11 protein-coding genes are annotated in these 15,923 nt (G+C 61.5%); 9 read left to right on the top strand and 2 right to left on the bottom strand.

Features of this window, described 5'->3' with window-relative positions; genetic code table 11:
- Positions 1 to 64: 64 nt before the first annotated feature.
- A complete protein-coding gene (locus HLH25_RS20630; RefSeq protein WP_182972832.1) occupies positions 65 to 1,546 on the bottom strand; it encodes an O-antigen ligase family protein in 1,482 nt (493 codons plus the stop codon).
- A gap of 233 nt (positions 1,547 to 1,779) precedes the next feature.
- On the opposite strand from HLH25_RS20630, the gene HLH25_RS03955 reads away from it, so the two are divergent.
- Both HLH25_RS03955 and HLH25_RS03950 read left to right on the top strand, forming a co-directional pair.
- Positions 1,780 to 2,640: a glycoside hydrolase family 16 protein gene (locus HLH25_RS03955; RefSeq protein ID WP_182972831.1), complete on the top strand. Its 861-nt coding sequence runs from the start codon at positions 1,780 to 1,782 to the stop codon at positions 2,638 to 2,640.
- On the top strand, positions 2,637 to 3,512 hold the full coding sequence (locus HLH25_RS03950) for a glycosyltransferase family 2 protein (RefSeq protein ID WP_182972830.1): 876 nt from the start codon (positions 2,637 to 2,639) through the stop codon (positions 3,510 to 3,512). Before HLH25_RS03955 ends, HLH25_RS03950 begins: the two co-directional genes overlap by 4 nt.
- Before the next feature lie 234 nt (positions 3,513 to 3,746).
- On the opposite strand, the gene HLH25_RS03945 is transcribed toward HLH25_RS03950, so the two are convergent.
- Positions 3,747 to 5,747 carry an AfsR/SARP family transcriptional regulator gene (locus HLH25_RS03945; protein WP_182972829.1) on the bottom strand — a complete coding sequence of 667 codons (2,001 nt, stop codon included), beginning with the start codon at positions 5,745 to 5,747 and terminating at the stop codon, positions 3,747 to 3,749.
- A 1,107-nt stretch (positions 5,748 to 6,854) separates the two neighbouring features.
- Between HLH25_RS03945 and HLH25_RS03940 the strand changes: the two genes are divergently transcribed.
- From HLH25_RS03940 to HLH25_RS03910, 7 genes are read left to right on the top strand one after another with little or no spacing between them, the layout of a single operon-like run.
- Complete coding sequence (locus HLH25_RS03940) at positions 6,855 to 7,559, top strand: sugar transferase (protein WP_246401175.1); 705 nt, start codon at positions 6,855 to 6,857, stop codon at positions 7,557 to 7,559.
- A gap of 10 nt (positions 7,560 to 7,569) precedes the next feature.
- Positions 7,570 to 9,801 carry a GumC family protein gene (locus HLH25_RS03935; RefSeq protein WP_182972828.1) on the top strand — a complete coding sequence of 744 codons (2,232 nt, stop codon included), beginning with the start codon at positions 7,570 to 7,572 and terminating at the stop codon, positions 9,799 to 9,801.
- Positions 9,788 to 10,936, top strand: a complete 1,149-nt coding sequence (locus HLH25_RS03930) for a glycosyltransferase family 4 protein (RefSeq protein ID WP_182972827.1) — start codon at positions 9,788 to 9,790, stop codon at positions 10,934 to 10,936. Before HLH25_RS03935 ends, HLH25_RS03930 begins: the two co-directional genes overlap by 14 nt.
- On the top strand, positions 10,933 to 12,231 hold the full coding sequence (locus HLH25_RS03925; RefSeq protein WP_310889057.1) for a glycosyltransferase: 1,299 nt from the start codon (positions 10,933 to 10,935) through the stop codon (positions 12,229 to 12,231). Before HLH25_RS03930 ends, HLH25_RS03925 begins: the two co-directional genes overlap by 4 nt.
- Entirely contained in the window at positions 12,228 to 13,427 is a 1,200-nt protein-coding gene (locus HLH25_RS03920) for a glycosyltransferase family 4 protein (RefSeq protein ID WP_182972826.1), read from the top strand. Before HLH25_RS03925 ends, HLH25_RS03920 begins: the two co-directional genes overlap by 4 nt.
- Entirely contained in the window at positions 13,415 to 14,998 is a 1,584-nt protein-coding gene (locus tag HLH25_RS03915) for a lipopolysaccharide biosynthesis protein (RefSeq protein WP_182972825.1), read from the top strand. Before HLH25_RS03920 ends, HLH25_RS03915 begins: the two co-directional genes overlap by 13 nt.
- Before the next feature lie 55 nt (positions 14,999 to 15,053).
- Positions 15,054 to 15,830: a glycosyltransferase family 25 protein gene (locus HLH25_RS03910; protein WP_182972824.1), complete on the top strand. Its 777-nt coding sequence runs from the start codon at positions 15,054 to 15,056 to the stop codon at positions 15,828 to 15,830.
- Positions 15,831 to 15,923 lie beyond the last annotated feature (93 nt).

Raw genomic sequence — 15,923 nt, 5'->3', positions numbered from 1 at the left:
GCCTGTTCTGCGCGTTGGTCTGTATGGCCCGTTCATGACGGGAAATCGTATTGTCACGGTCTGATCACCCACGAATGCTGGAGGGGGCGGTTCCGCGTATCCTGCCTGGGTTCGGGCTACGGCGTTCGGCGGGAGGGAAGAGGGGGGCGGGCGCCTTGCTTGCCTGTGTGCCTTCCGCCCGGGCGATGCCGGAAATCAGCAGGGCAAGAAAGACATAAAAAGACGCAGTGGTGATCGTCGGGGCGGAGAGACATGCCGAAACCAGATAGCCCGCGAGGGCCGCGCTGGCCCCGTTGACGACCTGGATATCCTCCAGCTTCCGGTCCATCCGGCGCAATGACCTGACACGGGAGATGAGGCGCCACGCGAACCAGATGAGGCCGAGCATGCCGGGAATGCCGATTGCCGCGAGCAGGCCGGGGATCAGGCTCGACGACCGGTTGTTGCCCCAGCCGACGCCGAAGCCGAACGTGTCGATGGCCGCTTGCAGGCTGTCGAGATCGGTGGAACTGCGGGCATTGTACGATTCACTGTCCTGCTTGTTCGTCACGCTGTCGACGATCGTGCCGAGACTGGTCAGCAGGTCCGGGGTCATGACGGTCACAAGGACCATGATCACGATACTGAAAATCAGAAACTGGACGGCCCGCCGCTTTATCATGGGCAGGAACCGCTTCGCGTGGATTGTAACGCCCATGAGCACCACGATCAGCGCGCCGATCCCAAGAGTGACGATCCCTGTTGCCGATGTGGAAAGAAAAACGCCGGCAACGGCTGCGGCCAGCGTGATTCTGACAAGGGTGCCAGGGAAGTCATTGAGGATCAGCCATCCTGCACAGAAGGCGCCAGCCGCCATGTAGCCGCCAAACGCGGATGGCTCTGAAAAAGTTGCATTGATTCGGGGGAGGGAACCAACTGTTTGTTCGGTAAGGATCGACCATCCCGGATTCGAATAAAGCATGTCCGAAGGGAAGGGGACATGCGCGACATGGCTGGCGAATTGCCAGACGCCGAAGCCGAAGGCGAGCAGTACGCTCGCGAAATAGGCTCGCAGGATGCTGACAGGATGAAATGGCCGCCCTGGAGCGCCCTGTCGGGTCATGTATAGCGCGACCATCACGAAAATGATGATGTTGAGAAGGAGATAAAGGTCCTGGTTGAGGTTCGCCGAACTGGGCGTGAGAGGGGTGATGACGAAGGGAGGCGTCGATTTCTGGGGCCAGACATAGACGCGCCCTTCAAAAAAGCGCGGACTCAGCCAGGATGTCAGGATTGCCCAGCCAGCGACGACGAGCAGCGGGATCAGAAGCGGCCAGACCCGTGCGCGGCCGGGATAGCGGGCGCCGAGCAGAAACTGCGCGCCGATATAGCAAACCATGGCTATGGCCGGCAGCGTGTTGGGGGCAATCCCGAAGCCGCCGACCGTGATCGCGGCGCTGGCCTCGAATATGCCCATGATGATCATGAGCTGGATCAGCCGCTCCGGTCGATTGATCCATAGGAGGCAAAGAGGCGCCAGGACCAGGAAGAAAAGCGTGATGCCCACGTGACTCCCTTCCACCGCGGCCAGGCGGCGTTGCGCATCGAACGTCCAAGCGTGATCAATCGAAAAGATGGACGAAATGCGTTGAATGTATTAACCATCGTCTACGTCCAAGCGAAGATCAAGTTTCTTTTCAGGTGCGTATCTGTCTTCCGGAATATGGAAGGGGAGGTGACCTCTGATCGGCGGGTGGCGAGACCACATCGCAAGAAACAGTCTTTGCCCAAGGAGGCGCCATGACCATGTCCATTTCAGCGATCGTCGAAAGACTGAGGCAGCGTATCATCCCCGCGATGGCAGGCAGTTTTGCCGCGCTGGGTGTCGGATGGGGTGGGGGCGCGCTCGGGGCCGCTCCAGGAGGCAGGATCGATCTTGATGGCAGGGCCGTGATCTTTGATGAGGAGTTCGACCATCTCAGTGTCTCGCCGCACGGACCTGATACGGTCTGGAGCGCGCATACGCCGTGGGGCGGTGATTTCGGCGATGCCACCTTCCGTGACAAGGAGCCGGGCTTGCCCTTCAGCGTTCGGGACGGAATCCTTCGCATCGAGATGCGTCGCACGGCGGACGGCAAATGGCAGTCCGGTTTGCTGTCGTCCGCGCCTGGCTTCGGCAGCGGTTTCACCGCGCCTTACGGTTATTTCGAGATGCGGGCGCGCCTGCCGGCGGGGGACGGGGTGTGGCCTGCCTTCTGGCTGGAGGAACTGACACCGACAGGATCGGGGAAACATGCCCTGGAAGTCGATATCATCGAGCATTACGGTCGTTTTCCTGCCGCCTATAACGTGACTGTTACGGAGCGGAATCCAGCAAACAGCCGTGAAAACCACTCGGAGATGCATACCCAGGCCGTTCCGAAAGGAAGTCTGTCGCAGGCCTTCCACACGTATGGTGCCGACGTGACGCCGCAATGGGTCATCGTCTATTTCGACCGCCGGGAGATCTGGCGTACGCCGACCCCGCCGCGTCCGCTTGCGGGCCTTGATGTGCTCGTCGATCTCGGATTGGGCGGCGGCTGGCCGATCGACAAGACGCCCAGCCCGTCGATCATGGAAGTTGACTATGTCCGTGTTTATCAAAGCAGGAAGACGCCATGAAGATTGTCGTCGGAATTGCCACGGCGGGACGGGCGCCTGTCCTTGCCGAAATACTTCGTGACCTCAGGGGCCAGATCCGCCAACCCGATGAAATTGTCGTCTGCGCGCCATCCGATGAGGATATGCAGGGCGCGGCGGAGGCGTTTCCCGGTGTGCGCCTGATTACCGGGCCGCGCGGATTGACCCGGCAGCGGAACGCGATCCTTGCCGCAATACCCGGCGCCGATGTCGTCATGTTCTTTGACGATGATTTCCTGGCCGAGCCGCATTACCTTGAGGCGGTCGAGAGACACCTGGAGACGAACGCTCGTACGGTTGTCGTGACCGGAGCGGTTCTAGCCGACGGGATCAAGGGGCCGGGCCTTGATGTCGCCGCAGGTCGGGCGATCCTGGCCGCGCGCGGAGAAGGCCATGGCCCATCAGGGCCGGAGCCTGTCTTTACCGGATATGGCTGCAACATGGCGCTTCGCCTGGCGCCGATGCGCGCATTCGGCCTGTCGTTCGACGAACGCCTGCCGCTCTATGGATGGCAGGAAGATGTGGATCTTTCGCGTCGGCTGGCGGCCCATGGCGATGTGCGGCTTCTGCCGGACGCACGGGGTGTTCATCTGGGTGTCAAACGCGGCCGCAGTTCCGGGATCAAGTTGGGCTATTCGCAGGGTGCAAACCCGCTTTATATCGCGGCAAAGAAGGAGGGGTATCCGCGAACGCGCGCCTGGGAGCATATTATCCGCAATCTGCTCTCCAACATTGTGAAGGCTATACGTCCGGAACCCTATATAGACCGGCGCGGGCGGCTGGTGGGCAATATGCTGGCTTTTTTCGATCTCGTGCGCGGTCGGATGTCACCGGAACGGGCGGCGACCTTATGAGGCCCTGTTTTTTTCGATATACTGATTCATGGGACGATCGCGCACAGGCATGATCCAGACAATTCTTGCCGCTATTGGCGCCTATATCGCTCTCAGCTTTCCGATTGCGCTGCTGATCGGCCGCTGGATCAGGATTTCACGCAGGAAATAACCGGCGAAGGAACAGGGATTCCTTCGCCGGCGACTTGTCGTGTCGTCACGCACAGAATGTTTCTTTTTCAGAGCGAGTCTTTCTCATTCCGGAAGGCCCGTCAGGTGCAATGCGGTCGCGAGTTTGGCGCGGGCCCCTGCCGGGAGAGACGGATTGCTCATTATCACGCGGCGGATCGTCAGCTCCGGGTCGAGCGCCGAGAGCCGGGCAAGGATGGCGGTGCGTTCCGCACCGTTCTCTTCGGTGGTGAGCGCGACGAGATGGTAGACAAGCGCTGATGGAAGCTGCGGATAGAGTGCGGCGACCATCCGCCCGACCCGGACTGCTTCCGTGGGCAGATCGGCGAGGAAGAGGTAAAGAACCGCGCAGGGATCCATCGCGACGCTGAGCGGCTGCGCGTTTCCCGATATGCGATAATGTTTCAGAAGATTTCGCGCGGTTTCCTCTCGGCCGTTTATCAAGGCAAGAAGGGCCTGAAGTGCCCGGTAGGGAGCGAACCATGCCTGATCAGCGTCTTCGTCATTGCTCTTGAATGGGGAGAGCAACGCGTCGGCCGTGTCCGCGTAGCCGGGAATATGACAATAAACGAAGGCGAGCAGGAAGTTCCGGCTGATATTATGCTGTGAAAGAACCGCCGCATGTTGGGCGGCGGCCAAGGCGCGCGCCACACTCGCCGCATGGTCGCCCTGGAGGAACGCGTTGGCGCGGGTCATCTCCGTTACGGCGCGGGCAATGGCGACGAGCGGCTGATTGGGGCCGAGCCATTCCGCGAATTTGAGAAGGGTTTCAGCTTCGTGCAGGGCATGAGGCTGGGCCTGTAGCAGCGTGACCAGCGCCCGGGCCGCCAACTGATCGGGAGTCAGTGCCTGGATACTGCATTTCAGAAGATGGCGGGCATGGCGAAGGATGGCGGACCATTGCGCCGACAGAACCGCCCTGGCAAGCAGGGGGGCGGCGAGGCCGGGATTCTGCCGGGTACCGGATGGCAGGGCGGCGCGTACTGTCCAGATCATCTCGCCGCCATTCTGCACGTCGATCAGTCGCAGCAGCAGGGCCGGGTGTTCCTCATTGCCTTTCACGCTGGAATGCAGGATGCCCGTGCACAGAAAATCGATCTGCTTGCCACGGAGGGCTTCGATCCAATCGCCCGTTGCATCCAGTTCGTCGCGTGGCGGCTGGGAAATGACCAGCGTAAAGGCGTCGGACCCGACGAACATCATGTTGAGCAGGCTTCCCAGTTCGTCCGCCAACGTCTTCAGGGATGGGTCTTTCGTCTCGATCGGCATGAGGGTGAGACTGAGGGACCGCACTTTCGCCGAGGCGGCCGGTGGCTGAGAGTCACCTTCTCCTTTTCCGTTCTGTGGGCGTGGCCCGATCGCGGGCGGATCAGACAGGCGGCGCAAGGTTTCGAGCCCCGGGGCACCGTTCTTCCAAGGAAAATGGCCAGCGGAAAGCGAATCGTTCGGCTGCGCATGAAACTGGCCCGCCCGCGCAATCGGGGGAGGGGTCTCAGGACCAGCGTCGCCTGGCATGGGGTCTTTGTCTGATGGAGAGTAGGAGGGGAGAATGCGTGCCAGACTGTCCGGGCTCACCTGGTCGGATTTCATCAGATGCTGGATATGGCGGGAGAAGCGCGCTCTCTGGGTCTGGAGCCATTGATCGAAGGCTGGATCGATTCCGTTCAGGTCAGTGAACAGCATCTCCTCAGGCTCAACCGTATCGTCCAGCGCACCGAGGTCTCCGGTATAGATATCCTCCACATCGACCGATGTCAGGTCCGGCCTGAGCGTTAATGTATGTCGCCCGATATCGATGATCTCGGTGCCGAAAGGCTGGAGCGCGTCGAGCAGGCGGTGGATTTCCTGCCGCAGGGAAGCGCGTGCAAGATCGGTCGGACGCGTGCTCCATAGAAGTTCGGTCAGGCGCTGACGCATGACGGGCTTGCGGTTGGAGAGAGCCAGAATGGCCAGCAATCCCCGTGTTCTCCGTGCTCCCGCCGGAAGAACGTTTTTGCCTGTCGGGGTCATGGCGACCATGTGCCCGATCAGTCGAATTTTTAGGATGTTCGCCCCCGTCGTCGGCACGTCATGCTAACTCCACGCTCGCGATGCGCACGCTTTGTCGCCGGGCCGTATCCCGAGGATATATGAAAAGCCAACGGCCTGCGATCCGCCGCGCCGCTTCTGTACAATGACCAGAAGGACAGGCTTCGGCATGACGAAGATATTATAGGAAATTTTGACAGAAAAAAGGCTCCGTGCTCCAGATTGCCTCCGGATCGGTTCAGGTCGATACCGAACCCGCTGCGCTAACGGCCTTCCAACTGTTTGGTTTCTGCGACATATACCGTTTCCTGTTCGTTTGCCGTCAAATAACAATGGCGTCACGAACTGGGGCGTCCCTGTCGGTTGCGGGCCGCCCCACCTTTGGCGGAAGGACGGCAGAGGACGGAGAGGTTCGAGCGGTGTGAACATGCAACGCGGTTCCATCAACGTGGCGATCAGAGATCCTGTATGGGTTTTCATCATCCTGCCAGGCTTTTCGAGCATGATCATAACCCCTTGCGTTCTCACTATAGGCTGCGCTCACGCGCCATGTCCCCGGCTGCGTTATGCGATGCCGCGCCCCGCTGCCGACATGGAATAATCACGACGCTTTACCGTTGAACGTGTCCATGAATTGATGGTGCGAGCAACAACGTCTAGCATTCCAGAAAGAAACAGGAAAAGACGGATGTTTGATAATATAAGAACTGTCCGGGTCTATTGTTTCGTATAATAATGAAATATTACGTTAAAAAAAGAGAATTTCTTCGTTAATTTTTAGTTGGCGGTCATCGCGGATTTTTCTCGCAATCACTGCGGAACTCGCATTTGCGTGATCAGAATTTCGCTCTGAGGGGACGAGATTCAGGCATTTTCTGGCACATGAATAAAGTGATTTCGAGATTCAAACAGTATTTTAACAGACAAATAACGATGTATTCATATCTATAATACTTACGAAAATGATTAAAAACACATTACGGCTTGTTTTTATTATTGCGCTTTGCTCATCCGCGCAGGCAACGTCCCGGTCATACCAGGGAGGTAGCGATCTGATTGAGATCACGCCGCTTCAACTTGCCTGCCAGCTTCATTCTTCGCTGATGACGAGGTGTTCGTATGTCTGGTCTGCAACAGGAAAAATTCATGGGGGCAGCCTTTCTCGCGGATGATGCGACGGTGGTTGTCCCCTATGCCGGGCTTATCGGCGTGCAAGTCGCCAGGCCCGAGAATGCCGTGCCGATCCGCGATCCGCGCAAGCGCGTGATGGATGTCATGATTGCGGCTGCGATGTTGTTCTTCGCCATGCCCGCCATGCTGGCGATCGTCGTGCTGGTCCGGCGCGATGGGGGGGCCGCGTTGTTCGGCCATAACAGGATCGGTGAGAACGGACGGATTTTCCGCTGCCTCAAATTCAGGAGCATGGTGGCGAATGCGGATGAGGTCCTGAAGGAGCTTCTGGAACGGGACGAAGCCGCCCGTGAGGAATGGGCGAGCACGCAGAAGCTGCGCCACGATCCGCGCATCACGCGGCTGGGCCGCTTCCTGCGGGCGACCAGCCTGGATGAGCTTCCGCAATTGCTGAATGTTCTGCGCGGTGACATGAGCCTGGTCGGGCCGCGTCCGATCGTTCAGGCCGAGGTCGAGCGGTATGGTGAGAACATCACCTATTATTATGCGACCCGACCGGGCCTGACCGGACTCTGGCAGGTCAGCGGGCGCAGCAATACCAGCTACGCCCGGCGCGTCGCCCTCGACAGCGCCTATGTCAGGCACTGGACGTTCTGGAAAGACGTTCTGATCCTCCTGAAGACCATTCCCGCCGTGCTTCGGCACGACGGCGCGCATTAGGCGACCCGCCATGACAATACTTTCTGTCCGCGACGAAACATTCGTCGGTCCGCCGCCCCTGCCGCTTGCGGCAGCGCCGGAGGAGCATGTGCCCCTGGGAAATGCGCTGGTCATCGTGCGGCGCAGGAAATGGACGGTCATGCTGATCACGGCCGGGCTGTTCATTCCCCTGGCGAGCGTGATCTTTTCCCTCCCGCGCTATTATGAAACCCAATCCTCGCTTCTCGTGGATACGGGAAAGACGGAATTTACCGATCTGCAGGCCCATGGCGGCGCCGTAAGCGGCGACACGCTCATGATCCATACCCAGACCGACATTCTGCTTTCGCGGGATATGGCGGGAAAGGTGGTCGATCGCATCGACCTCGTCCATCGGCCAGAGGTCCAGCAGATCATTTATCCGCCCGCGCCGATGCCCGGCCCGTGGGGCGTTTTCGACATGGTTCGTCATCGCCTGGGCCTTGATCGTGTCCGCCCACAGTTGCTGACGCGCGCGGAGCAGCGTCAGGTCGCGGTGGACTGGCTGCTGCGGCATGTCACGGTCCGGAATGACGGGCGCTCGTACACGCTCGCGATCAGTGCCAAGACGAACGACGCCGCGCTGAGTGCGCGGATCGCGAATGCCTACGCCTCCGCCTATCTGGATTTCATGCGCGATCTCAAGATCACCACTGTGGCCCACGCCCATGAATGGCTGAACGAACAGATCGGGGCGCTTCAGGCCCGTGTGGCAAAGGCCGAAAGCCGGGTCGAGGAATTTCGTCGGGCGCATGGCCTGGTTCTGAGCCAGGAAGTCTCGCGCGATGGCGACCAGACGACTCTGACGGGTCGTCGGATGAGCCGCGTGGATATTGCGCTGACCGAAGCTTCCAACAAGCTTGCCGAGCAGCAGAGCGCCTATGACCAGGTGCAGGCGGCGCGACGCGGTGGGTCGCTGGGTGCCTTGCCCGCCGTGGTGGCCTCTCCGCTCGTCCAGCGTCTGTCGGGCGAACTCGCGGAACTGGAAAAACAGCGGGCCGGTCTCGGGACGACGGATATGTCGGAAAGCCCGCGCCTGCGCCAGCTCGATTCCTCGATTGCCGGGTTGCGTGCCCAGCTTGGCGCGGAAGAGGGTCATATTGCCGGAAGCCTGCGGGCTCAGGTCGAGGCGACCCGCGCACAGGTCGCCACGCTGGAGGCGCGCGTGCGTGACCTCAAGGGAGCGGTCGCGGGTGAAAACGTGGCCGAGGTGCAGCTTCGCCAGCTCGTCAGCGAGGCCGACGCCGCCGAAGTGGTCTATCGCGACTATCTGACCCGGTTCGAGCAGACATCCGCCCAGGCGGCGATGCAGGAGCCCGATGCCGTACTCATTTCGTACGCGCAGACGCCCCTGGGTCCGTCTGGCCCGCATCGGGGCCAACTGACCGGTGCGGCGGGCCTTCTGTCGCTCGCGCTGGGCTGTTTCGGTGCGATCATGCTCGAAAGGCTGAGGCCGGGCGTGCGCACGCTGGAACAGCTTGAGCAGAAGACGACATTGTTTCCGCTCGGGGTCGTTCCCTTCGCCGGCCGCGAGCGCCGGCCGCTCATGGAATACCGGACATCGTCCTACACGCTCTCCGTCGATCATATCAGCAACATGCTGCGTCATGGCGACGACCGGTTCCGCGCGCAGGCTGTCCTGGTAACGTCTGCCCTGCCGGGGGAAGGCAAGACGTTTCTTTCCGTCGCCCTCGCCGCGAGCACCGCGCGGAATCATGGGCGGGCGCTGATCATCGACGCCGACATCCGCCGCAGCCAGGTCGGCGTGTCGATCCGTCCGACGTTCCGGCCGCCGCAGGGGGATGGCCCGAATGGGTCCGGCCTGCCGGGGCTCACGCGCGACATCATGCAGAATGTCGACCTGATCACGCTGCGCGGCGCGCGCTCCAACGGGAGTGGACGGTATCTGCTGGACCTGAAGCAGCTTGGGGCGATCATTGCCGAGGCACGCAACCTCTATGATCTGATCCTCGTTGACATGCCGCCGGCGCTGGTCATTCCGGATGCGGCTTCCGCCGGGCGGCTGGTGGATGGCGCGGTCATCGCCGTGCGGTGGCAGCGGACCGAGATGGATGCGGTGCTGACCACCCTGCGCCGGCTCCACGCATGCGGCGTGCGCGTGCTGGGCGGTATCCTGACCCAGGCCGACATGAACGATCTTGGACGGGAAAGTGGCATGCATGCCTATCTGGCGCAGGATCTGGGCGGCTATGACCGCGCATGAGGCGCGGGAACGCCCCGTCTATCTGAACGGCCGTTTCCTGCGGCAGGCGCTGAGCGGTGTCCAGCGTTTTGCCGCCGAAATTTCCGCCGGACTTGTGCGGCAGGGAATGATTTCGGAAATCGTCGTCCCTCCATCCGGCAAGGATGGAGGGGATCTGGAGGTGGCGCGTTCCGGACAGGTCCCGATCAGGCCATTCGGCTACGGCAGCGGCCATCTGTGGGAGCAGACGATGCTTCCGTGGGCAACGTCGGACGGCCTTCTGGTCAATCTGGGCAATACCGCCCCACTCCTGGCACGACGGCAGATCGTCGTGATCCATGATTGCGGATGGGCGAGCGTGCCGGAAGCCTATTCCACGCGCTTCCGGGCAACCTATCGCGTGATGCAGACGGGCCTGATTGCGAGACGGACCCGGATCGTCACGGTGTCGGAATTCGCCCGAGGCGAGATCATACGCCATCTCGGTGCGCGGCCCGAGCAGGTTTCCGTCATTCCCGAAGGCGGGGAGCATGTCCGGGCTGTTGTGGCCGATCCGACGGTTCTTGCCGAGAATGATCTGGTGCCGGGGCGTTATGTGCTCGTCGTGGGCAATCTCGTCGCGCACAAGAACCTGCGCGTTCTGGCAAAGCTCGGCGAGGCGCTGGAGGCACGCGGCATGGTGCTCGCCATCGCGGGAGCCCGGCGGGACGGGATCTTCCAGCAGCAGGGCGGCGCAGACATGCCGAGGGCTGCACGCTATCTCGGCCGGGTATCGGATGGCGCCCTGAGGGCGCTGTATGAACATGCCGCCTGCTTCGTGTTTCCCTCGCGCTACGAAGGGTTCGGATTGCCGGCGGTCGAGGCGATGGCCTGCGCCTGCCCGGTCGTCGCGAGCGATATTCCTGTCCTGCGCGAAGTCTGCGGTGAGGCCGCCCTGTTCGCCGATCCGTTCTCGCAGAACGCTTTCGTGCATCAGGTCATGCGTCTTCTTGACGAGGACGGGCTGGCCGATCGCCTCCGCGAGGCCGGGGCCGCGCGCCTGCTGCGCTACAACTGGGCGGAAGCCAGTACCGCCATGGCCAACGTCATCCAAGCCGCCCTGCATGCCGTTCCGACACATGTTCGCCGTCCTCCCAGCATGGAGCCATCCACATGATGCGCAATTCACATGCCGTGCCGGCGCAAGAGGTTGCCGGGCGCGGAAAGTCCGGCCCCCGGATTGCCGTGATCCATGAATGGCTGGAGAAACATGCCGGGTCGGAGCAGGTGCTGGAGCAGATCCTGCTCTGCTACCCGACGGCGGATGTCTTCGTCGTCGCGGACTTCATGCCAGAGAACAAAAGAGGTTTTTTAAAGGGGCATAACGTCAGGGCCTCGTTTATTCAGAAGCTTCCCTTTGCCCGGCGTCATTTCCGTAAATTCCTTGGACTGATGCCGCTGGCTGTCGAGCAGTTCGACCTCACAGGGTATGACCTCGTGATTTCCAGCCATCATGCGGTCGCGAAAGGGGTGATCACCGGGCCGGACCAGCTTCATGTCAGTTATGTCCATAGTCCGATGCGCTATGCCTGGGATCTCCAGGCCCGGTATCTTGAGGAACGCGGACTGGGTTGGGGGGGCTTGGGTCTTTATACGCGATGGCTTCTCCATCGGCTGCGGAACTGGGACGCGCGGTCGGCCGCGGGGGTGGATCTGTTCGTCGCCAATTCACGCTATATCGCCCGGCGCGTGCAGAAAGCATGGAGGCGGGAGGCGATTGTTCTCAACCCTCCTGTTTCCGTAGATAAATTTCGCCTTTCATTGGACAGGGAGGATTTCTATCTCGTCGTCTCGCGGTTCGTTCCATACAAGCGGATCGATCTTATCGCAGCAGCATTCAGCAAGATGCCCGATCGTCGGCTTGTCATCGTGGGAGAAGGCGAGGGCGATGCGGCGATCAGGGCGGCTGCTGCGGGTTGCCCGAATATCGAGATCCGCAAGCCCGTGCGGATCGACGAACTGGTTTCGCTGATGGGGCGGGCGCGCGCGTTCGTCTTTGCCGCCGCCGAGGATTTCGGGATTGTCATGGCGGAGGCGCAGGCCTGCGGCACGCCCGTCATCGCCTACGGGGTGGGCGGCGCCTGCGACATCGTGATTGGAGAGGATGCAACCGACCCTACCGGGCTGCTGTTTGCCGAGCAGACGGCGGAGGCGATCGTCGCGGCCGTGCGGAGGTTCGAACAGAATCGCCATCGTATCCATGCCGAAACCTGCCGGGCCAACGCCATGCGTTTTTCGGAGGAGGCATTCCGTCGCCGTTTCATGGAAATCGTCGATGAGGCCGTGGCGGCGCGTGCCGGCCAGCCATCCGCGCCCGCAGATCGGATTCCGATGATGCGGGGCACGGAGGCCGTCATGGCGGACCATCCGGACGCGCTGCGACGCCACGGATTGAAGGATCAGGTAGCATGAACAATTTTTCCAGATCACGAAGGACGATTGTTCATCTGTCGAAGCATTGCGGCCGTGGCAACGGCAATGTGCATGTGGCTGTCGACCTGGCATGCGAGCAGGCGAGAGCAGGGCATCATGTCTATTTCTGTAGCGGCGGAGGAACGTTTGTCCGTCTGCTGGAACGCGAGGGCGTCCATCATCTGACGCTGCCGCAGGACCAGCGGAGGCCTTTTGCCCTGCTGCGCAGCATGGCGGTGTTGACGCGGCTCTGCCGCGCCATCGGCGCGGACATCCTTCACGCTCACATGATGGGAGGCGTGCTGGTCGGCGCCGTCGCTTCGCGCTTCGCGGGGGTTCCGCTGGTGACGACGGTTCATAATTCCTTCGACCGGCATTCGGTTCTGATGCGCCTGGGGGACAGGATCGTCGCCGTCAGCGAGGCCGACCGGAAGTCTCTCATTGATCGGGGCTTTCCACAGGATCGCACGCGGGTGGTATGGAATGCGCCGGTCGCATCGGCCCGGAACGTAGACGTAGCTGACAGGGCGCCGGGGAGCGTGCCCCGGCTGCGCCGTCCCAATATCACGCTGATCTGCGGCCTTCACGCGCGCAAGGGTGTGTTCGACGTGATCGAGGCCGCGGCGTCGCTGTTGTCGTCGATGCCGGAATGGACACTCTACATCGCCGGGGAAGGCCCCGATCGGGCTGAACTGGAGGAACGGGTCGGCGCCTTGGGGCTGGCGGAGCGGATCATCTTCCTGGGCTATGTGGAAGGCCCGGAAGTTCTCTACAGTCAGACCGACATCTTCGTGCTGGCCTCCTATGCCGATCCGGGCAGCCTGACGATCGGCGAGGCGCGCGCGGCGGGGTGTGCGATCGTCGCGACCTCGGTCGGCGGAACGCCGGAGATGCTCGGGTTCGGGGCCGCCGGGCGGCTCGTCCCGCCAGGGCGTCCGGATATCATGGGGCGGGAGCTTGGCGAGATCATGCGCGACCGGCCAAGGCGGGCGGCCATGGGGCGGGCCGCGCTGCGGGGGGCGGAGATATTCGAGGCGAGCCGCCTGGTGCCGGATTATATGCGTGTCTACGAGGAAATCGTTCGACGACAACCGCCTGCCAAGAGACATTCGGCCGCCAGTCGCGTTTCGGAACATGGCATCTCCTCCGGCCCCACGGAGAAGACGAGGCGGCAGGAGAGCGCATGTCCGAGATAGCGCAGCCGGCCAATATCGGCTCGCGCGCCGCGACGGGTGCGGCGCTGATGGTTGCGGCACGCCTGCTGACGCGATTCATCGACCTCGCCAGCATGCTGGTCCTGACACGCATCCTGCTGCCTGCTGATTTTGGCCTGGTGGCGATTGCCGCCAGCCTGTGCGGGCTGACGGAGGCGATCCTTGAATTACAGATCAATCAGGCCCTGCTGCGCCTGCCGACCGTCGCGCGGCTGCATTACGACACGGCTTTCACCATCGGCCTGATCCGGGGCGTCGTCCTGATGGCCGTTCTCGTGGCCAGCGCGCTTCCTGTTGCGCGGTTCTACCATGACGCGCGCCTGTTCCCGCTTGTCTGCTTCCTCGGCCTGAGCCCCTTCATGCGTGGGATCGTGAGCCCGCGCATGGTTGCGTTTCAGAAGCAGCTCAGCTTCTGGCGTGACTTCGCCATCGAATTGTCCGGCAAGGGTATCAGCTTCGTCTTCGGCACGGTGATCGCGCTTCTGACGCACAGCTACTGGGCCATCGCACTGAATACGGTGATATATTCCGGTGCCATGATGGCGCAATCCTACTATTTCGCACCATACCGGCCGCGACTGAGCCTGCGTGAGCTTCATGTTTTCGCGGGCTTCGCCGGATGGATGACGATGGCGCAGATCGTCAGTGCCCTCAACTGGCAGTTCGAACGCCTGCTTCTGGGCAAGGTGATGAACCGGTCTGCCCTGGGTATGTTCTCGACCGCGATCGACATTACCAATATCCCGTTTCTGGCCCTCTTCACCCCGATGGCGCGGCCATTGCTGGCGGCGTTCTCTCATCTCAGCGAAGACAGGGAGCGATTGGCCGCGAGTTACCAGAAGGCATCGGTGGCGATGGCGACGGTCGGGTTGCCGCTGCTGATCGGCGAGAGCCTGGTGGCGGATAGTACGGTGCGTGTGGTCGTCGGCCCGGCCTGGGTGGGGGCGGTGCCCATGGTCCGCTGGCTGGCGCTGAGCCTGACGCCGGCGGTCTTCACGCTGGCGACATGGCCGCTGCTTCTGACCTTCGGACGAACAAAGACACTGCTGAAACGCAACCTTCTCGAATTCGGCGTCAAATTTCCGCTCGCGATCGCAGGTGTGCTGTGGGCGGGGTTCTCAGGTGTGATCGCCGCTCGTTTTGTGTCGGAACTCGCGTCGGATGTTTTTGGCCTTTTCCTGGTGCGCGGCCTGACCGGCCTTGGCGTCTGGGAGCAGGTGCTGGGGTGGAAGCGCAGCGTCGGGGCATCCCTGTTCATGGTTCTGGCGGTCGAGGGGCTGAAATGGCTGCTGCCGCCGGTCGATACGCTGGCGCATGCGGCGGTCGATCTGTTTGCCTGTTCCGCGTGCGGCGCCATTGCCTACACGTTCGGTCTTTGCATGCTCTGGATTCTTTCGGGACGTCCGGAGGGGATCGAGAAACTTGTTTTCGATCGTGCCCGTCATATCGTATCTTCGAGAAGGGGAAAGGAAAGCAGCGTCTTCGGCAAGTCGGTGTCGTTTCCTGTCAGCCAGCCGATCGTCGAACAGGGCTCCCAGGACTCCTTTCACTGACAATCCGGTGCCGATGCGCGGCATCTGGAGATTATGTTCTTGATCGAGGAAACGGATGACAAAAACGCTCATTCGCGTGATCAGCGTTGCAGGTAGTGCCCGACGCGACACGTTTCATCGTCCTCCCGCTGGGGTGGAGTGGGAATTCTTCGATGCATCCACCGGTCTGGCCGAAGGGTTCGAATATGATCTCGACGTGGCATGGGCGCACATAAAGCGCGCGCTCGCGCCGGGCGAGATCGGGTGCTATTGCAGCCATGTCCGGGCATGGCAGGCGCTTCTTGCCGACCCGACGGCAGACCAGATCCTGGTCGTTGAAGACGACGTTTACGTCGACTGGCCCGTCACACTGCATCTGACAGAGGTCGACTGGGCGTCGAAGGGCGTGCATTTCCTCAAGTTCTTCGGACGGTTCCCGGCAAAATTCCATGTCGCAGAGAAAAATTATCCGATATGGGACCGTCATGTGGTGCAATATCAGACGCAGCAGTTCGGGACGCAGATCTATCTTTTGACCCGCCATGCGGCCGAGCGTTTCGTACGGAATTTCCGGCGGCTCTCCCGACCGATCGATGTCGAGATGGAGCGTCCATGGGCAACCGGCATTCCCGTTGCCGGGATCGTCCCGCCGACGGCCCTTGAACTGTCGGTGCCAAGTTCGGTCGTCGACCGACGCGCCGATCGGGAGCCTACGCATCTTGAAAGCGCTCGCTATTATGGCGGCCGTGTCATCGAGCGTATTCGTGGGCGCGTATACCGTACGGCCGGGCCAAGGGTGAAAATAAACGGACGGGATCGGTCTCAATCCGTGTTCGACTATCGAAACCAATGAAGACTCCGAGACGTGGCGGCCGATACTCGTCGAGAAAATCATTTCTAAAATGATGTGATGAAAAATACGTGACATCCAATCGCAATCGAGAAC

The organism is Gluconacetobacter dulcium (assembly GCF_014174165.1).
In the GTDB taxonomy this organism is placed as follows: Bacteria; Pseudomonadota; Alphaproteobacteria; order Acetobacterales; family Acetobacteraceae; genus Gluconacetobacter; species Gluconacetobacter dulcium.
Note: the sequence above shows the minus strand (reverse complement) of the source record. Positions and strands in the feature narration are given on the sequence as shown.